16 protein-coding genes and 1 tRNA gene are annotated in these 17,610 nt (G+C 71.7%); 10 read left to right on the top strand and 7 right to left on the bottom strand.

What is annotated here, in order from left to right; translation table 11 throughout:
* Positions 1 to 261 precede the first annotated feature (261 nt).
* A complete protein-coding gene (locus tag VB059_RS13870) occupies positions 262 to 654 on the top strand; it encodes a hypothetical protein (RefSeq protein ID WP_323422565.1) in 393 nt (130 codons plus the stop codon).
* Between the two features lie 90 nt (positions 655 to 744).
* On the opposite strand, the gene VB059_RS13865 is transcribed toward VB059_RS13870, so the two are convergent.
* Together VB059_RS13865 and upp are read right to left on the bottom strand one after the other, a co-directional pair.
* Positions 745 to 1,188: a hypothetical protein gene (locus VB059_RS13865; protein WP_323422564.1), complete on the bottom strand. Its 444-nt coding sequence runs from the start codon at positions 1,186 to 1,188 to the stop codon at positions 745 to 747.
* A gap of 259 nt (positions 1,189 to 1,447) precedes the next feature.
* Positions 1,448 to 2,089, bottom strand: a complete 642-nt coding sequence (gene upp / locus VB059_RS13860; RefSeq protein WP_323422563.1) for a uracil phosphoribosyltransferase — start codon at positions 2,087 to 2,089, stop codon at positions 1,448 to 1,450.
* Between the two features lie 131 nt (positions 2,090 to 2,220).
* On the opposite strand from upp, the gene VB059_RS13855 reads away from it, so the two are divergent.
* From VB059_RS13855 to VB059_RS13845, 3 genes are all read left to right on the top strand, one after another.
* On the top strand, positions 2,221 to 2,850 hold the full coding sequence (locus tag VB059_RS13855; RefSeq protein WP_323422562.1) for a tRNA adenosine deaminase-associated protein: 630 nt from the start codon (positions 2,221 to 2,223) through the stop codon (positions 2,848 to 2,850).
* A 53-nt stretch (positions 2,851 to 2,903) separates the two neighbouring features.
* A complete protein-coding gene (tadA, locus tag VB059_RS13850; RefSeq protein WP_323422561.1) occupies positions 2,904 to 3,338 on the top strand; it encodes a tRNA adenosine(34) deaminase TadA in 435 nt (144 codons plus the stop codon).
* 226 nt (positions 3,339 to 3,564) lie between these two features.
* A tRNA-Ser gene (locus tag VB059_RS13845) sits at positions 3,565 to 3,652 on the top strand.
* 232 nt (positions 3,653 to 3,884) lie between these two features.
* Here VB059_RS13845 and VB059_RS13840 read toward each other — a convergent pair.
* Positions 3,885 to 4,121, bottom strand: coding sequence for a hypothetical protein (locus VB059_RS13840; protein WP_323422560.1), 237 nt, complete (start codon positions 4,119 to 4,121; stop codon positions 3,885 to 3,887).
* 204 nt (positions 4,122 to 4,325) lie between these two features.
* On the opposite strand from VB059_RS13840, the gene VB059_RS13835 reads away from it, so the two are divergent.
* Positions 4,326 to 4,658: a metalloregulator ArsR/SmtB family transcription factor gene (locus VB059_RS13835; protein ID WP_323422559.1), complete on the top strand. Its 333-nt coding sequence runs from the start codon at positions 4,326 to 4,328 to the stop codon at positions 4,656 to 4,658.
* Positions 4,655 to 5,338: a hypothetical protein gene (locus VB059_RS13830; RefSeq protein WP_323422558.1), complete on the top strand. Its 684-nt coding sequence runs from the start codon at positions 4,655 to 4,657 to the stop codon at positions 5,336 to 5,338. Before VB059_RS13835 ends, VB059_RS13830 begins: the two co-directional genes overlap by 4 nt.
* Positions 5,339 to 5,343: 5 nt before the next feature.
* On the opposite strand, the gene VB059_RS13825 is transcribed toward VB059_RS13830, so the two are convergent.
* The 4 genes from VB059_RS13825 to VB059_RS13810 all read right to left on the bottom strand — a co-directional run bounded on the left by VB059_RS13825 (position 5,344) and on the right by VB059_RS13810 (position 8,079).
* The gene (locus tag VB059_RS13825) at positions 5,344 to 6,171 is read right to left on the bottom strand and encodes an oxidoreductase (protein WP_323422557.1); all 828 of its coding nucleotides are present in this window, start codon (positions 6,169 to 6,171) and stop codon (positions 5,344 to 5,346) included.
* A gap of 192 nt (positions 6,172 to 6,363) precedes the next feature.
* Positions 6,364 to 6,900: a LytR C-terminal domain-containing protein gene (locus tag VB059_RS13820; RefSeq protein WP_323422556.1), complete on the bottom strand. Its 537-nt coding sequence runs from the start codon at positions 6,898 to 6,900 to the stop codon at positions 6,364 to 6,366.
* A 41-nt stretch (positions 6,901 to 6,941) separates the two neighbouring features.
* A complete protein-coding gene (locus tag VB059_RS13815; protein ID WP_317838790.1) occupies positions 6,942 to 7,235 on the bottom strand; it encodes a type II toxin-antitoxin system VapB family antitoxin in 294 nt (97 codons plus the stop codon).
* Between the two features lie 97 nt (positions 7,236 to 7,332).
* On the bottom strand, positions 7,333 to 8,079 hold the full coding sequence (locus tag VB059_RS13810) for an SDR family oxidoreductase (protein ID WP_323422555.1): 747 nt from the start codon (positions 8,077 to 8,079) through the stop codon (positions 7,333 to 7,335).
* A 123-nt stretch (positions 8,080 to 8,202) separates the two neighbouring features.
* Between VB059_RS13810 and VB059_RS13805 the strand changes: the two genes are divergently transcribed.
* The 4 genes from VB059_RS13805 to VB059_RS13790 all read left to right on the top strand — a co-directional run bounded on the left by VB059_RS13805 (position 8,203) and on the right by VB059_RS13790 (position 17,490).
* Entirely contained in the window at positions 8,203 to 9,537 is a 1,335-nt protein-coding gene (locus VB059_RS13805; RefSeq protein ID WP_323422554.1) for a magnesium transporter MgtE N-terminal domain-containing protein, read from the top strand.
* Entirely contained in the window at positions 9,534 to 10,832 is a 1,299-nt protein-coding gene (locus tag VB059_RS13800) for an Nramp family divalent metal transporter (RefSeq protein ID WP_323422553.1), read from the top strand. Before VB059_RS13805 ends, VB059_RS13800 begins: the two co-directional genes overlap by 4 nt.
* A 92-nt stretch (positions 10,833 to 10,924) precedes the next feature.
* On the top strand, positions 10,925 to 11,731 hold the full coding sequence (locus VB059_RS13795; RefSeq protein ID WP_323422552.1) for a DUF427 domain-containing protein: 807 nt from the start codon (positions 10,925 to 10,927) through the stop codon (positions 11,729 to 11,731).
* 212 nt (positions 11,732 to 11,943) lie between these two features.
* Positions 11,944 to 17,490 (top strand): carboxyl transferase domain-containing protein, encoded by a 5,547-nt coding sequence (locus tag VB059_RS13790; RefSeq protein WP_323422551.1) that lies wholly within the window; start codon positions 11,944 to 11,946, stop codon positions 17,488 to 17,490.
* The last annotated feature ends 120 nt before the right edge of the window (positions 17,491 to 17,610 follow it).

Genomic DNA, 17,610 nt, shown 5'->3' with positions numbered 1-17,610 from the left:
CAATGCCGAGCCGCGCCGGCTGAGTCTCCCGTTTGCTGCTCTGCTCGGCAGGGGTCCGCGTCGGCGGCGAGTGATGCCGGTCAGGCGACCAGGCGCAGTGCCCGCTCGGCGCAACCGACTCCTGCGTGAGATCGCGGCCCGCGTGCTCCCGGTCGTCGTGGATGCGCTGGTGCCCCCGCACCGCTCCTGGCTCCTACCCGGCCCGCGGCACGGAACCACCGGCGGAGTTGCCCCTGCGGATCGCGCGACTAGGGTCGAGGCATGGCTGAGAGCATCGTCCCCCCATCCCTTCAGCGGCTGCGCGTCGGCGCTCTCGCGACCACTGGCCTCATGCTGGTCCAGCTCGCGCTCGGCATCACGCTCGCCAGCGGGGTGGAGGCCGTCCGCGACATCCACGGTGGGGTGGGTTATCTGACCCTGCTCGCCGCCGCGGTCACCGCGGTGTTCGCCTGGCCGGCCACGAAGGTGATCGGCTCCAAGGGCATCTTTTTCCATGCCGTCTCGCTGCCGGTCCTGATGGTCGTGCAGATCGGGCTGGCCGAGATGGACCTCCCCCTGGTCCACATCGTCCTCGGGTTGCTGCTGGTGGCCGGTGTCGCCGGTCTGGTGCCGATGGTGGCCAAGCAGGTCGCCAAGGCATCGGTCGACGCCTGAGCCGTCCCGGCTGCGTACGAAGAATTGCCGCGTACGAGAACTGCCCCCGGACCCCGTTGCGGGTCCGGGGGCAGTCTGCTTCAGGAGGTGTCACCCGACGGGCTGTGCCTGCCGGTGCTGCTGCCGCTCGGGGTGGGTGGCGGCTTCCGCCTTGCCGGCCTCGCGTGCGGCCAGTTCGGCGAAGGCCAGCAGGACGAACGCGTTGATCCCGTGCACCAGGCCGAGGTACTCGCTGGCGATGATGCTGCCGAGGCCGACGGCCACCTGGAGGATGACCGAGGCGAGGACGAGCCCTGCCCACAGCCTGGCCTTCCGGGCGATCAGGGCGAGGATGAGGAGGATGAGCGCGGCGGCCGGGATGACCAGCATCCCCACCATGCCGTGCATCATGGCGCCCAGCGGGAACGGTGTCTCGAGGCCGGGGTTGTTCTCCTGGAAGCGGATCTCCTCGGCCACGCCCCAGACCACGACCGCGGCCTGGAAGACGACGAAGAGAGCGATGAGGTGGGAGAGGTATTTGATGGTGGTGTACATGTCGTCCTCCTTGAGGACAAGTGACCCCCGTCACAGGTAAGTGTGACCTTCCTCACATTCTACACAGGATTGGGCGGTGCAGGTCCGGTGACGATCGGATCGCCTCCGGCACCGGATCATCGCCTGCTGCACCCGGCTCCCATGTCCGCTTTTCCCTGCCCGGCTTCGTACCCCGGCGTTCGTGCCCGGTTTCCGCGCCCGCTTTCCCTGCCCGGCCGCCCCGGCCGGGAGCGCCGCGGCACGGCTCGATCGGCACCGCTCAGTCGGTCAGCCCGTAGAGCCGGTCGCCGGCATCGCCGAGGCCCGGCACGATGTAGCCGTGCTCGTTGAGCCGCTCGTCCACCGCCGCGACCACCAGGTGACAGGGCACGCCGAGGCCGTCACAGATCGTCCGGACGTGCTCGATGCCCTCCGGGGCGGCGAGCAGGCAGATCGCGGTGACGTGGTCGGCGCCCCGGTTGACGAGGAACTGGATGGTGCCGGCGAGCGAGCCACCGGTGGCCAGCATCGGGTCGAGGACGTAGCACTGCCGCCCGGACAGGTCAGCGGGGAGCCGCTCGGCGTACGTCACGGGCTGCAGGGTCTCCTCGTTGCGGGCCATCCCGACGAAGCCGACCTCGGAGGTGGGCAGGAGCCGGGTCATGCCGCCGAGCATGCCCAGGCCGGCGCGCAGGATCGGCACCACCAGCGGCTCGGGGGTGGTCAACCGGACGCCCCGGGCCTCCTGGATCGGGGTCCGGACGGTGCACGGCTCGACCCGGACGTTGCGCGTCGCCTCGTACGCCAACAGGGTGACGAGCTCGTCGGTGAGCTGGCGGAAGACCGGCGATGCCGTCGAGGAGTCGCGCAGCAGGGTCAGCTTGTGTGCCACCAGGGGATGATCGACCACATGAAGTTCCACGCCCTTCAGGGTGTCACATCGGGCTGCGGGCGGAAGACGCGGTCCCGGGGTGGCCGCGGGTCGGGCTCCGGCTGTCCTCGTTCCCGGATCTCTGAGAACATAAGGTGGCCATGGGCGATCAGGAGGTTGGCGTGTCTGACTACGACGATGAGGAACTCGACGACCTCGACCTCGATTCCGAGGACGAGCTCGACGACGATGACGACCGGTTCGAGGACGACGACATCGACGAGGACGATGACGACGACTACGAGGAACTGGACGACGCCACCGATGAGGACGTCGATTTCGTCGTCGCGGCATACCGCGAGGACGGCAACCCCGTCGTCGTCGCGCTGGACCTCGAGATGGCCAACGACCTCGACGAGATGATCAACCACCTGCGCCGGCTGCCCGGCGAGGCCGGCGCGATGGGCATGCTCTCGCTGGTCGAGGAGGTCTTCGTGATCGTCCGGGTGCGGGGTGCCATCGTCCAGGTCTTCCTGTCCGACGGGGCGGCCGCCGACGAGTGGCCGATCGCCCGCGACATCCTCGACTACCTCGGCATCGACGAGATCCCCGGTGGCGACGAGGACGAGGACGAGGTCGTGCCGATCGGGGACTCCGAGATCCTGCGTGACCTCGGCGTCGGCGACTTCGACCTGGAGCAGCTGGCCGAGGACTTCGACACCACCAGTGACGAGGCGCTGCTGCAGCTCGCCGACCGGATCGGGATGGGCCCGCAGGTGCGGGCGACCGTCCAGGAGGAGTTCGGGGACTGAGCGCCGCGATCCCTGCCACCGCCGCCATCCCCCCGGGTGGCTGGCGCGGCCCGATGCAGCGCGCCCTCGAGGAGGCGTCGCGCGCACCGGCGCACGGTGACGTCCCGATCGGGGCGGTCGTGCTGGGGCCCGACGGTGCGGTGCTGGCCGTCGGGCACAACGAGCGGGAGCTGTCCGGCGATCCGACCGCCCACGCCGAGATCGTCGCCATCCGCCGAGCCGCTGCCACGGTGGGGGAGTGGCGGCTGGAGGGCTGCACCCTGGTCGTCACCCTGGAGCCCTGCACGATGTGCGCCGGGGCGATCGTGGCCGCCCGGATCGCCCGGCTCGTCTTCGGCGCGTACGACCCCAAGGCCGGCGCCGTCGCGTCATTGTGGGACGTCGTCCGCGACCCCCGGCTCAACCACCGACCCGAGGTGGCCGGGGGGTTCATGGCCGAGGAGTGCGCCGCGCCCCTGCTCAGGTTCTTCGAGGGGCAGCGGGACTGATGCCCGCGTGAGGCCTGACGGACAACGAAACCGAGGACCGAGGGGTGACCGGACTGGGTCGGTGGAGCGGCGGAACGAGTCCGAGGGGGCGGGACCGGGTCCGCAGGGCAGTGGGGCAGGGAGGACGCCGGGCCGTACGGTGGGCAGTGCGCTTCGTGCCGAGGGGCGGCGTCTCCTGTTTCGCCCGATTGGCACCCGAAGGCCACCTCGTTGTAATGTTCTCGACGGTGACGTGTCTGAGCGGCCGAAGGAGCTCGCCTCGAAAGCGAGTGTAGGGAGACCTACCGTGGGTTCAAATCCCACCGTCACCGCCATGACGAAGGGCCCCGGATCCACGGAATGACGCGGATCGGGGCCCTTCGACGTTGAGTCGGAGCCGAATCCGACAACAATCCGACAACACGCCGAAAAGCAACCCGGCTCCGCGGGCCCCACCGCCGGATCGACACTGATCCCGAGGGATCAGCGGTGCAGCCGCGTCGTACGGGTGTGGTTCGTCGAGCACCTCAGCCTGGGCGGCCCTCGGCAGTCAGGCTGTCCTGCAGCTCACTTCTTCTTGTCCTGGAACGGCGAGGCCCAGACGCTGGTGCCGGGCCGGGCGATTCCCGCGCGGCCCAGCGAGATCGAGACGATGAGGGCCAGGGGCGACACGACCGCCGTGAAGAGATCCCATCGCCCCACCAGCCACGCGATCAGCGCCATCACCGGCCACATTGTGCTGAACAGCGCGACGTTGACCAGGAACCGGCCCCAGAACGTCTTCGGGTTCGTGAACTTCCGCATGGCTCCGCCGTCCCTCTTGCTCGTTGCGTCCGCTGCCTGAACGGCGTTGTGCCACAGGGTAGTCCGGCACGGTAGTCCGGCGTGCGCTCATCGATACGCGTCCTGCGGACATCCGAGCCGGTGCTCGGCGTGGGCCAGCGCGGTGGGGATCATCCTCCCCAAGGGGACGACTCGAGGCAGCGATTCCGGGTGTATTATTTCGTCATGTCGCGAATAAGCGAAACAAGTGTGTTCACGGCACTGGGGCATCCGACCCGCCGTGCCGTGCTCGCCTACCTGCGCGATCGCGACTACGTCAGGGTGACCGACATTGCGGAGGCGGTGGGTGTCGGCGGATCGACGCTGTCGGGTCATCTGCGCACTCTGCGTGCGGCCGAGCTGGTCGTGTCCCGGCGGCGGGGGACCGAGATCCAGTACCGGGTGAACCTCACGGTGATCGATGAGGCCATGCTCCTTCTCGCCTCGCTCGGCGGAGCGCTCCACCAGCCCCGCCCGCACAACAACCACGACGACACCGCTCCCGAGGAGGAACGATGACCCCGACCGACCCCACCCGCAGACTGCCGACCGGTGCGTTGGTCATGGCCGGCCTGGCCATCACCTTCATGCTGGTGTGGAGCATCGTCAACTGGCCGGAGATGGCTCCGGCGATCATGACACGCGAAGCAGCCGGGAATCACGGCGCGAGCGTCGTCCCGCGCGGCGTCACGGCCGTCGCGATGCCCGTCGCGCTCCTCGTCCTGACGGTGTTCCTGATGGCCGCGCCGGTCTGGGACGCGAAGCTGCAGGCACGGATCAGTTCCGCGGCTCAGCAGCGTGGCCGTGGTGCTGTCCGCGTGCTCGGTGCCGCTCTGGTGGGGCTGAGCATCTTCCTGGGGGCGTTCCACGTGGCTCTTGTCGGCATGTACACCGGGGCCGACCTGCCGGTCGAACAGATCGGCGGCGCTGCTGCCGGCGTGCTGCTGACGATCCTGGGGGTCCACCTGCCCCTGGCGCGTCCCGACACGGCCGGCGCGGATCCGACGCTCGAGACGTTCCGTGCCTCGCTGGGGCCGACGTATCGCGCCGGTGGATTCGCGATGGTCGGGCTCGGCCTGGTCACCATCGCGCTGGCGGTCGTACGACCCGCTCTCGGCCTGTACGTCACCCCCGCCGGTGTCGCGATCATCTTCACGGCGATGGTAGTCACCGCCGTTGTCAGGACAGCTCGCCGATAGACGTCTCAGCGGGCGTGGTAGAGCAGCCCGGTGATCCCGTCGACGGCCCTGGTGGGCAGGTACTTGCTCGCGGCCATGATCGCGGCGGCCCGACGCCCGACGGGGTAGCGGGCCGAGGGCCTGTCGGCCATCGCGGCGGCGACGATCACCTCGGCGACCCGGGAGGCCGGCACCGCGAACATGCCGGAGTTCATCGCCTTCAGCGCCCGGCGGGTCGCCTTCGCCTGCTTGGCGTACGGGGTGCCCCTCGACGAGGACACCAGGGAGTTGGCGGCGATGGCGTTCCACTCGGTGCGGACCGGGCCGGGCTCCACCAGGACGATGTCCACCCCGAACGGCTTCATCTCCATCCGCAGGCAGTCCGACAGGCCCTCCACGGCGTGCTTGGAGGCGTGGTACCAGGCACCGTACGGTTCGGCGACGTAGCCTGCGATGGACGAGACGTTGACGACCCGGCCGCGGCGGGCGGTGCGCATCTGCGGCAGGATGAGCTGGGTCATCCGGGCCAGCCCGAAGACGTTCACCTCGAACTGGGCTCGCGCGTCGGCCATCGACACGGTCTCCACGGCGCCGAAGGCCCCGAATCCGGCGTTGTTGATCAACAGGTCGATCCGGCCCTGTTCGGCCATGACGACGTCGACCAGGTCCTTCATGGAGCGGTCCACGGTGAGGTCCAGCGACCGGGTGCGGATGCCTGACCGTTCCAGACCCTTCATCCGGTCGGTCCGCCGGGCCGCCGCATAGACCGTGTAGCCGCGCTCCTTCAATTGGCGGGCGGTCAGCTCACCGATGCCGGATGAGCCACCGGTGACGATGGCGACGGGAACGGTCATTCCAGGTCCTTCCGTGGGGGCACCTGCCCAGCCTATGCGGCCGACGGGGCGGACAGTGGCGCCCGCGGACCCGGCGGAACGGGCGGGACCCAGGTGACCGGGGGACCCAGGTGAGCGGCCGACCCGGGGACCGGCCGACCCGGCCGACCCGGCCGACCCGGGTGATCCGGGTGATCCGGGTGATCCGGAGGATCAGCGGGAGGGTTCCGCGGACGGCGAGGGCAGGGCCGGCAGGCAGATCGTCGGCGTGTCGACGGCGATCGCCGCGGCGGCCTTGTCCTTCACCCCGGCGAACTCGTCGCCGACGACCACCCGGACCAGGTGGTCGGTCATCTTCGTGTCGGCCCGCACCTCGGCCTTCGGGAACTGTGCCGCGACCAGCTTCACCTCGGGGGCGTCGACGGCGTACCCCACCACCACGACGTCCTGGGTGACGATGGAGGTCGAGTTGCCGACACCGGTGACGTTGAACTTCTGTGAGCTGAGCGACCGGGCCACCTGGCTGGCCAGGCCCCGCTTGCTGCCGGCGTTGTCCACCGCCACCGTCACCTGCTGGGAGAGCAGCTTGCCGTCCTGCACCGGCTGCGTGACGCAGGGGTCGGGCCGGCTGGCCGGCGGCGGCTTGAGGATCTCCTTCCAGGCCCACACGGTGCCGAGGACGACGACCGCGACGAGCACCAGCAGGACCAGGGGCGTGCGCGCAGTCCGCCACAGCTTCTGGGCGTCCATGGCAGGCACCTCCGGGGTCGTGGTCGACGGTGGGTCGGATCCTAGCCGAGTTCCAGCACGCGGGCGTGCATCGTCTGGCGTTGCTGGAGCGCCGCCCGCAACGCCCGATGCAGGCCGTCCTCCAGGTAGAGCTCGCCGTGCCACGACACGACGTGGGCGAACAGGTCCCCGTAGAAGGTGGAGTCCTCCTCCAGGAGTGCCTCCAGGTCCAGCGTCCGTTTGGTCGTCACCAGCTGGTCGAGGCGCACCTGGTGCGGAGGGATGGCGGCCCACTGCTTCTGGACGTACCCGTGGTCCGGGTAGGGACGTCCATCACCCACACGCTTGAAAATCACACTCCCTACGTTAGTTGCCGCTCCCGGGAGATGTCGCGAGGCGTCCGAGGTGCCCGTCGACACGTTAGGAAGATGTGACCCTGCCGTACGCCGCCGGTCAGCGCCGGGTGGCGATCCAGCCCGCCAGGTCGGGGCCGACGAGTTCGGCGCCCGACGGGGCCAGCAGCGCACCGTCGCTGAAGCCGGGCAGCACCGCGGGCACCGTCCGGACGGGGCGCGGGTCGCCGCGTACGGCCAGCAGTCCGGCCACCACCTCGGGGAGGTGCACCGGCGCCGGACCTGCCACCGCGACCTCCGCCGCGGGGGTGCTCGCCACCGCCTCCCGGACGATGATGGCGGCGACCGCCTCCACCGCCACGGCTTGCATGTACCAGTCCTGCACCTCCACCCGGTCCGGGAAGGGGGTGACGGCCGTCGGCGTGTCAGCGAACTCGAACCACTGGGCCGAGCGGACGATCGTGGTGGGCACCCCGCTCGCCCGCAGCAGCTCCTCGACGGCCCGCTTGGAGACGTAGAAGGGGAACGCGTCGAAGGCCGGCTTCTCGATGTTGGTGATCGACACCAGGACGATCCGCCCGACCCCGTCCGTACGACACGCCTCGACCAGGTGGCGCGCCGCGGCGAGCACGGCCCGGTGCCCGTCAGCGGGCTGGTTGCCCGTCGTCACTTTCGAGGCGTCGATCACGACGTCGACCCCCGTCAGGGCGGCCCGCAGGCCCGCCCCGGTGACGACGTCCACGCCGGTGGACCGGGAGACGGGGACGACCTCGGCACCACGGGCCCGCAGGCCCGCCACGATCGGGGTGCCGATCGTGCCGGTGGCCCCGATGACAGCGACCTTCATGATCCCCACTGTAGGCGCGCCACACCCGGCCGGCGCGGCGCTTGGAGGCCGACACTGTGGGGGAGGAAGATCGTCCGGGGCGCCGCCGGGGTGCCCGTGCCCAGCGCGAGGGAGGCAGTCGACATGGAATCTCCGCAGAGCGCCGCAGGCGCATCCGCCGCGAGCGGACGTCGACGATCCGTCGCGGCCCGGCGCGAGGTGTCCGGGCTGCTCGTCTCCGTCGCGGGACTCATCGACCGTCCGGTACGGGGGCAGGACGGTGCCCCCGTCGGGCGCCTCGACGATGTGGTCGTGCTGGCCGGCGACCCGCACCCGCCGGTGGTCGGTTTCACCGTCCGGATCGCCGGGCGCCGGGTGTGGCTGCACGCCCGCGACGTGGCCGGTGTCGAGCAGGGCCAGCTGCGGCTGCAGGCGGTGAAGTTCGACCTGCAGGACGTACGCCGCCGCCCGCTGGAGATCCAGCTCTACCACGACGTGGTCGATCACCAGCTCGTCGACCTGCACGGCGTCCAGGTCGTCCGTGCCTCCGACCTCTACCTGAGCGACATCGGCGACGGCTGGCGCCTGGTGGGCGTCGACACCTCGTGGTCCACGTTCCTGCGCCGGGCGCTGCCCGGACGCCGGGGGCGCCAGCCCTCGCCGTCGGTCGTCCTCGACTGGGCCGGGATCCACTCCCTGGCCGTCTCCGAGGAGAAGGGCATCCAGCTCGACGTCCCCAACAAGCAACTCAAGCTCCTGGCCCCCGCCGACCTGGCCGATCTGCTCGGCGACCTGGGCCGCAGCGAGCGGCAGGAGCTGCTGGACGACCTCGACAACGAGGACGCCGCCGATGCCCTCGAGCTGATGTCCGCCGAGGACTCCGCCAGCGTCCTCGGCGATGTCGACGTCGAGCGCGCCGCCGAACTGCTCGCCACGATGGAGCCCGACGAGGCCGTCGACGCGCTGCGCGAACTGCCCAGCGACGACCGGGAGGCCCTGCTCGAGGCGCTGGCCGAGGAGGACGAGGGCGACCTGCGGTCGCTGCTGGGCTTCGACGAGGACACCGCCGGCGGGATGATGACCTCGGCGATGCTCGTCGTCGCGGCCCACGCCACCGTCGCGGAGGCCGTACGACTCCTCTGCGAGGCGCGCGGCGACTCCGGGCAGTCCGACGTCGTGCTGCTCGTCGACGAGGCGGGTGGCCTGGTGGACGACATCGGGGCGCTCGACCTGTTGGGCGAGGACCCCGCCCGCCCGCTGGCCGAACTCGTCGGCGCCCCGTGGCCCACCACCGTGCCCGCTGACGCGTCGCTGGACGACGTCGTGGAGGCCGTCCGCGGCAACATCGGGGCGTCGGTGGTCGTGGTCGACGAGCAGAACCGGCCGCTCGGCCGGATCCTCGCCGACGACCTGATCGACGCCCTCGGAGAGATCGAGCGGCGCTGGCCGTGGCAGCGCATCAAGGGAGGCAACGCATGAGCACCACGACGCAGGAGCAGTCCGAGACCCCCGATCGCACCCGGCACGGCGGCTCCGGACGGCTGCGGCGGATGGCGATGAGCGCCGCCGCACGCGGCGCCGTGAACGGCCCCGGCCTGATCGCCGCGCACACCGACGACGACCCGGCCGGCATCACCACCTACTCCACCCTCGGCGCCTCGTACGGCTACCAGCTGCTCTGGGTGCTGGTGGTCTCGACGATCGCCCTGATCCTGTTCCAGGACCTCGGCGCCCGGATCGGGGTCGTCACCGGCCAGGGGCTGGCCGGCCTGATCCGGCAACGGTACGGCGCCCGCGCCGGGGTGCTGTCGATGGTCGCGCTGGTCGTCGCGAACATCGGCACCACCACGGCCGAGTTCGCCGGCATCGCAGCGGGCAGCGAGATCTTCGGCATCTCGCGCTACATCTCCGTCCCGATCGCGGCGCTCGCCGTGTCCGCCCTGGTGCTGCGCGGTGGGTTCCGCGGTGTCGAACGGGTGCTGATCCTGCTGTCCGCGGTGTTCATCGCCTACATCGGCGCGGGCATCCTCGCCCGACCCGACTGGGGCGCTGCGCTGCAGGGCATGGTCGTCCCGGCGATGCCGCTGACCAAGGACTCCATCCTGATCACCACTGCCACCCTCGGCACCACCCTGGCGCCGTGGGGCCTGGCGTTCATCCAGTCGTACGCCGTCGACAAGAAGCTCGGCACCAAGGAGCTCGGGCTGCTGCGGATCGACGTCGTCACCGGCGCCGTGCTGACCGGCGTGATCGGCTTCTTCGTGGTGGTGGCCACCGCCGCCACGATGCACTCCCACGGTATCGAGATCACCGACGCCGCCAGTGCCGCGGTCGCCCTGGAGCCGCTCGCCGGCCCCCTCGCCGAGGTGCTGTTCGCCATCGGCCTGCTCGGCGCCGCCCTGCTCGCCGCCTCGATCCTGCCGTTGTCGACCGCCTACTCGGTCTGCGACGTGGCCGGCCGGCCCGCGGCCCTCGACGACACTCCGCGGGAGGCACCGCTCTTCTACGGCACCTTCGCCGCCGTCACCGTGGCCGGCGTCGTCCTGGTGCTGCTGCCCGGTGTGTCGCTGGTGCCGATCCTGGTGCTCACCCAGGTGCTCAACGCCGTCCTGCTGCTGCCGCTGCTGGCCTACATGGCGGGCATCGCCCGGGACCGCCGGCTGATGGGGGAGTACGTCGCCGGTCGGGCCGTCACCTCGGTCTACTACGTGGTGATCGCCCTGGTCGTGGTGTGCATCGTCGCGATGCTCGCCCTCACCTTCGTCGGGCAGTGACACGGGCGGCCGTGACACGGGCCCTTCGGCGAGCGGTGACCCGAGTCCTCGCCAGGCGGTGACGCAGCACACCGGCGCGGCACACTGGGGTCATGACCACCATCCGAATGCGGGACCTGCTCGCCGGGGCCCTCGACGACCTGCGCTACGAGCCGACGCCGAAGTGGATCCGCGCCACCGTCGGTGACCGCACCGTGGTCGACAGCCGCGCGGCCGTCCTGGTCTGGGAGCCGCGCCGCGTCGTCCCGTCGTACGCCGTCCCCGCCACCGACATCGCCGCGGCCCTCGTCCCGGTCGAGACCCCGGCACCGGCCGAGAGCGCCTCGCCGACCGGACGACCCCGATTCCTCACCCCGGGCGACCCGTTCGCCGTACACACCACCCCGGGCACGCCGTTCACCGTCCGGCTGCCCGACATTGAGCTGCCGGGCGCGGCGTTCGTCCCCGACGACCCGGTGCTGTCCGGGGTGGTGCTGCTGGACTGGCGGGCGTTCACCGGGTGGTCCGAGGAGGACCAGCCGGTGATCGCCCATCCGCACGACCCGTTCAAGCGGATCGACTGCCTGCGTTCGACCCGCCACGTCGTGGTGCGTCACGGCGACGTGGTGCTGGCCGACACCCGCCGGGCCACGCTGCTCTTCGAGACCGGCCTGCGGCTGCGCTACTACATCCCGCCCGAGGACGTCGCGACCGACCTGCTGGAGCCGACCGACTCCCACACGGTGTGCGCCTACAAGGGCCGGGCGTCGTACTGGTCCGCCCGGATCGGCGGCGAGGTGCTCCCCGACGTCGCCTGGGCGTACGAGGACCCGCTGCCCGACGCGGTGCCGGTCCGCGGCCTGGTGGCCTTCTACACCGAACAGCTGGACGTCACCGTGGACGACGTCGTGGTCGGCTGAGAGCCGCCGGCCGGAAACGGCCGGGCCCGCCGGGTGGCACAGGGCCGGTGTGGGGTTCCGACAAAGCTTCTCGGGCGGTTTTGGATCCTCCCCATCGGATCCGCCCGAATCGTTGTCGACGCCGAGGTCCCGGTTGGCAGATCCCGACGTCGGGGTGCGAGTCTCAGGACCGACAGCGGTGGGGCCTGCCCGCCGCGGACGAGGAGATACCTGTGATCCAGCGCATCGCTATCGTCAATCGTGGCGAGGCCGCCATGCGGCTCATCCACGCCGTCCGCGATCTGAACGCGGAACGGCGGCGGGGCGAGGCGCCCATCACCACGATCGCGCTGTACACGGACGCCGAACGTACGGCGATGTTCGCCCGTGAGGCGGACGAGGCCTACCCGATCGGCCCGGCGAGCGGGCGTCCGTACCTCAACCACCAGCTGCTGGCCCGGACGCTGACCGCGGCCCGCGCCGACGCGGTCTGGGTCGGCTGGGGCTTCGTCGCCGAGGACGCCGCCTTCGCCGATCTCGTCGAGAGCCTCGGCATCACCTTCATCGGCCCGAGCGGTGACGCGATGCGCAAGCTCGGCGACAAGATCGGCAGCAAGCTCCTCGCCGAGGAGGTCGGCGTCCCGGTCGCGCCGTGGTCCCGGGGCGGTGTGAACACCCTCGAGGAGGCCCTGGCTGCGGCGGACCGGATCGGCTACCCGCTGATGCTCAAGGCGACCGCCGGTGGTGGCGGCCGCGGCATCCGCAAGGTCGGGACGGCCGGTGACCTGACCGACGCCTACCAGCGCACCCGCGACGAGGCCGAGCGCGCCTTCGGCTCCGGTGTCGTCTTCCTCGAGAAGCTCGTCACCGGCGCCCGCCATGTCGAGGTCCAGGTGATCGCCGACGGCCGGGGAACGGCCTGGGCGATCGGTGTGCGCGACTGCACCGTCCAGCGGCGCAACCAGAAGGTGATCGAGGAGTCCGCCTCCCCGTTGCTCACCCACCAGCAGACCGCTGACCTCAAGGCGGCCGCCGAGCGGCTCGCCCTGGCGGTCGACTACCGCGGCGCCGGCACCGTGGAGTTCCTCTACCAGCCGCAGGAGGAGCAGTTCGCCTTCCTCGAGGTCAACACCCGCCTCCAGGTCGAGCACCCGATCACCGAGGTCACCAACGAGTACGACCTGGTGAAGGCACAGATCCACATCGCCGACGGCGGCTGCCTCACCGAACGTCCCGCCGAGCTCGGCCACGCGGTCGAGGCCCGGTTGAACGCCGAGGACCCCGACCGTGACTTCGCCCCCGCGCCCGGCCGGATCGCCCGCCTCGACCTGCCCGCCGGTCCCGGCATCCGGGTCGACACCGGTGTCGCCGAGGGCGACACCATCCCGGCCGACTTCGACTCGATGATCGCCAAGATCATCGCCCATGGCCGCACCCGCGAGGAGGCGCTCGGTCGGCTCCGTCGCGCGCTGGCCGAGACCACCGTGGTGATCGAGGGCGGCGCCACCAACAAGAGTTTCATCCTGGAGCTGCTCGAACGGCCCGAGGTGATCGGCGGTACCCTCGAGGACGGCTCGCCGGTCCGCTGGGCCGACACCGGCTGGATCGACCGCACCCGCGCCGAGGGCGGCCTGGTCGCCGACCGGCACTCCGGCATCGCGCTGGTCGCCGCGGCGATCGAGGCGTACGACGAGGAGGACGCCGTCGACCTGGCCCGGCTGCTGGAGACCGCCCGCGGTGGACGGCCGCAGCTGCGCCCGGTGCCGGGACGCTCCGTCGACCTCAAGCTGCGCGGCGTCGTGCACACCGTCACCACCTGGCAGACCGGGCCCAGCCACTACCGCGTACGGGTCGGTGAGGTCACCGTCGACGCCCACCTGCTGCGGCTCGACGACGTCCACGGCCGGATCACCGTCAACGGCGAGAAGCACCGGCTGGTGACCGCCACCCACGGCCCGGTGCACCTGGTCGAGGTCGACGGCGTCACCCACCGGGTGAGCCGCGACGAGGGCGGCGTGCTCCGCTCGCCCGCCCCCGCGCTCGTCGTCGCGACCCCGGTCGCCGTCGGCGACGTGGTCGAGGCCGGTGCCCCGGTGGTCGTCCTCGAGTCGATGAAGATGGAGACTGTCGTGCCCGCGCCGTTCACCGCGCGGGTCAAGGAGCTGCAGGTGATGACCGGCAGCCAGGTCGAGACGATGGCGCCGCTGGTCCGCCTCGAGCCGGTCGAGGACGAGGAGGGCGAGACCGCCGCGGTCCCCGCCGCCACCGGCACCGTCGAGCTGCCGGCCGCCGAGACCGGCACCAGCCCGGCAGCCGTTGCCGACGCCCTGCGCGCCGACCTGTCCGCGCGGCTGCTCGGCTACGACATCGACCCCACCGCGAACACCGTCGACCGCTACCTCGCCGCCCGCGACGCGGCCCGGGCCGCTGGTGCCGACGTGCTGACCGGCGAGATCGCGCTGGTCTCGCTGTTCGCCGACCTGGCCGAGCTGAGCCGCAACCGGCCGTTCGGCGAGCAGACCGGCACCGAGTTGCGGATCCACTCCGACCGCGAGCAGTTCCACGGCTACCTGCAGAGCCTCGACGTCGACCGCGCCGGGGTGCCGGCGCAGTTCACCCAGCGGCTCACCCGGGCGCTCGGCCACTACGGTGTGAACGCCCTCGACCGCACCCCGGCGCTGGAGCACGCCGTCGCGCGGATCTTCGCCGCCCAGCAGCGGGTGTCCAGCGACGTGCAGGTGGTCCTGGCGATCCTGGACCGGTGGATCACCGAGTCCGCCCCGGAGGCGGAGCACGCCGGGTCCGCCCGCGCCCAGCTCGAGCGGCTCGTCCGGACCACCCAGCGCCGGTTCCCGGCGGTCGGCGACCTGGCCCGTTCGGTCCGGTTCCGCTGGTTCGACCAGCCCCAGGTGGATGCCGAGCGCGCCGCCGTCCTGGCCCACTCCCGGGCCGAGGTGGAGGCCCTGGCGGCCGACCCGGACGCGCCGGACCACGCGGAGCGGATCGCCGCCCTGGCGGCGCTGCCCGAGCACACCTCGCCCTTCCTGGCCCAGCGGCTGGCGAAGGAGGTCCCGGCCCACGAGCCGATCCTCGAGGTGGTCATCCGCCGCCACTACACCGACCACGAGCTCACCGACGTGGTCGCCGCCCCGGTCGACGGACGCGCGGTGGTCACCGCGCGCTGCACCCTCGAGGGGCGCCCGACCCGGCTCGTCTCCACCCTCGGTCACGCCGGCGAACTCGCCCCCGGCGGTCCGCTGGCGACCCTGGTCACCGACCGGCTGGCGCGGCGGGAGCCGGGCGAGGACGCGGCCGTCGAGCTGTACGTCCGGTGGCCCGAGCCGATCGACCTGGCCGATGCCGCCGACCGGCTCACCCCGGTGCTGTCCGGCTGGCAGTGGCACGACCGGCTGCGGCGGATCGTCGTGGGCCTGTGCACCGCCGCAGGTGACGTCGAGTTCCTGACCTTCCGTCCCGAGGTGTCGACCGATCCCACCCAGCAGCGCGCGGTCGCCGAGGACCAGCGGATCCGCGGGGTGCACCCGATGGTCTTCCGCCTCCTCGACCTGTGGCGACTGCAGGAGTTCGACACCACCCGGCTGCCGGCGCCCGAGGGCGTGCTGCTGTTCGACTGCGTCGCCCGGTCCAACCCCGCCGACCGTCGCCTCGTCGCGATGGCGCAGGTGCGCCAGCTCGCGTCGGTGCGCGACGACCGGGGCCGCCTGGTCGGCCTGCCGCACGCCGAACGGGCCGTGGAGAACTGCCTGGAGGCGATCCGGCGCACCCGGGTCGCGCTCGGCTCGGCCGGCAGCCGTCTCGACATGAACCATGTCTGGGTGCACGTCTGGCCCGAGGTCGAGCTCGACCTGCGCGACGTGATGGCCCTGCGGCACAAGATCACCCCGCTCAGCGACGGCACCGGCATCGAGGAGGTCGTCGCGCACGGCACCTTCGTCCAGCCGGGCGACGGCACCGTCCCGCTGGCGATCCGCTTCCACACCCGGCCCGGCGGCGGGGTGACCGCCTCGGTCGAGGCGCCGCCGTCGGAGCCGCTGAAGCCGCTCGACGACTACGCCGCCAAGGTGCTGCGGGCGAAGCGGCGCGGGCTGGTCTACCCGTACGAACTGGCCGGCGCACTGGCCGACGGCGGCACCCTGGTCGAGCTCGACCTCGACCCGACCGTGCCGGCGGGCCGGCCCGATCGGCTGGTGCCGGTCGACCGCCCGTACGGCCGGAACACCGCCGGGATCATCGCCGGCCGGGTCACCACGCCGACCGCCCTGCACCCGGAGGGCATCACCCGGATCCTGCTGTGCGGCGACCCGACCAAGGGGCTCGGGGCGCTGGCCGCGCCGGAGTGCCGCCGGGTCATCGCGGCCCTCGACCTGGCCGAGGCCGAGGGCGTGCCGGTGGAGTGGTACACGCTCAGCTCGGGTGCGCGGATCTCGATGGAATCGGGCAGTGAGAACCTCGACTGGGTCGCCGCGGCGCTGCGCCGCGTCGTCGAGTACACCCAGGCCGGCGGCGTGGTGAACGTCGTCGTGGCCGGCATCAACGTCGGTGCCCAGCCGTACTGGAACGCCGAGGCGACGATGCTGATGCACACCAAGGGCATCCTGGTGATGACGCCCGACTCGGCGATGGTGCTGACCGGCAAGCAGTCGCTGGACTTCTCCGGCGGCGTGTCGGCGGAGGACAACTTCGGCATCGGCGGCTACGACCGGGTGATGGGCCCCAACGGCCAGGCGCAGTACTGGGCGCCCGACCTCACCTCGGCGTTCGGCCTGCTGCTGGGCCACTACGACCGGACGTACGTCACGCCGGGGGAGAGCGGCCCGCGGGTCGCCCCGACGACGGACCCGAGCGACCGTGACGTGTCGGACCACCCGCACCCGTACGGCACCGACTTCGCCACCGTCGGAGAGATCTTCAGCGCCGAGCACAACCCGGACCGCAAGAAGGCCTTCGACATCCGCTCGGTGATCGCCGCCGTGTGCGACCAGGACCACCCACGGGTCGAGCGATGGGCCGGGATGGCCGACGCCGAGACCGCCGTCGTGGTGGACGCCCGGATGGGCGGCCACTCGGTGTCGGTGGTCGGGATCGAGTCGAAGCCGGTGAAGCGGGCCGGCTTCCCGCCCACCGACGGCCCCGATGTCTACACCGCCGGCACGCTCTTCCCGCGGTCGAGCAAGAAGGTGGCCCGGGCGCTGAACGTGGCCTCCGGCAACCGGCCGATGGTCGTGCTGGCCAACCTGTCGGGCTTCGACGGGTCGCCGGAGTCGATGCGCAACCTGCAGCTGGAGTACGGCGCCGAGATCGGCCGGGCGATCGTCAACTTCGACGGCCCGATCGTGTTCGTCGTGATCTCCCGCTACCACGGCGGCGCCTTCGTGGTGTTCAGCAAGCGGCTGAACGAGAACATGACGGTGCTGGCGCTCGAGGGGTCGTACGCCTCGGTGATCGGTGGCGCGCCCGCCGCCGCAGTGGTCTTCGCCCGCGACGTGGACAAGCGCACCGCGGCCGACCCGCGGGTCGCCGAGCTGGAGACCCGGCTGCAGTCCGCGGCCCCGGCCGAACGGGCCGAGCTGCAGCTCCAGCTGGACGACACCCGTCCGGCCGTCCGGGCGGAGAAGATCAGCGAGGTCGCCGCCGAGTTCGACGGCGTCCACGACATCCACCGTGCGGTCCGCGTCGGGTCCGTCGACCGGGTGATCAGCACCGCCGAGCTGCGCCCGGCGATCATCGCGACGATCGAGGAGTACCTGGCCACGCGCTAGGAACCGAACACCAGGAACGCGGTATCGGGCAGGTGGTACCGGGCAGGCGCGGCGCCGGCATGGCGCAGACGCCCGCGGAGCGGCGGGGGGCCGGGCCCGCCCCGCCCCCCCCCCACCCGC

Origin of the sequence: Raineyella sp. (genome assembly GCF_034933565.1) — a bacterium.
In the GTDB taxonomy this organism is placed as follows: domain Bacteria; phylum Actinomycetota; class Actinomycetes; order Propionibacteriales; family Propionibacteriaceae; genus Raineyella.
The sequence above is the reverse complement of the archived record's forward strand: the minus strand, read 5'-3'. Positions and strand labels throughout refer to the sequence as shown.

What these genes read in the sequence shown, in the direction of transcription:
- VB059_RS13870 (WP_323422565.1), top strand. Translation starts at nt 262, where the DNA reads ATGGCTGAGAGCATCGTCCCCCCATCCCTTCAGCGGCTGCGCGTCGGC.
- VB059_RS13865 (WP_323422564.1), bottom strand. Translation starts at nt 1,188, where the DNA reads ATGTACACCACCATCAAATACCTCTCCCACCTCATCGCTCTCTTCGTC.
- tadA (WP_323422561.1), top strand. Translation starts at nt 2,904, where the DNA reads ATGCAGCGCGCCCTCGAGGAGGCGTCGCGCGCACCGGCGCACGGTGAC.
- VB059_RS13840 (WP_323422560.1), bottom strand. Translation starts at nt 4,121, where the DNA reads ATGCGGAAGTTCACGAACCCGAAGACGTTCTGGGGCCGGTTCCTGGTC.
- VB059_RS13835 (WP_323422559.1), top strand. Translation starts at nt 4,326, where the DNA reads ATGTCGCGAATAAGCGAAACAAGTGTGTTCACGGCACTGGGGCATCCG.
- VB059_RS13830 (WP_323422558.1), top strand. Translation starts at nt 4,655, where the DNA reads ATGACCCCGACCGACCCCACCCGCAGACTGCCGACCGGTGCGTTGGTC.
- VB059_RS13825 (WP_323422557.1), bottom strand. Translation starts at nt 6,171, where the DNA reads ATGACCGTTCCCGTCGCCATCGTCACCGGTGGCTCATCCGGCATCGGT.
- VB059_RS13820 (WP_323422556.1), bottom strand. Translation starts at nt 6,900, where the DNA reads ATGGACGCCCAGAAGCTGTGGCGGACTGCGCGCACGCCCCTGGTCCTG.
- VB059_RS13810 (WP_323422555.1), bottom strand. Translation starts at nt 8,079, where the DNA reads ATGAAGGTCGCTGTCATCGGGGCCACCGGCACGATCGGCACCCCGATC.
- VB059_RS13805 (WP_323422554.1), top strand. Translation starts at nt 8,203, where the DNA reads ATGGAATCTCCGCAGAGCGCCGCAGGCGCATCCGCCGCGAGCGGACGT.
- VB059_RS13800 (WP_323422553.1), top strand. Translation starts at nt 9,534, where the DNA reads ATGAGCACCACGACGCAGGAGCAGTCCGAGACCCCCGATCGCACCCGG.
- VB059_RS13795 (WP_323422552.1), top strand. Translation starts at nt 10,925, where the DNA reads ATGACCACCATCCGAATGCGGGACCTGCTCGCCGGGGCCCTCGACGAC.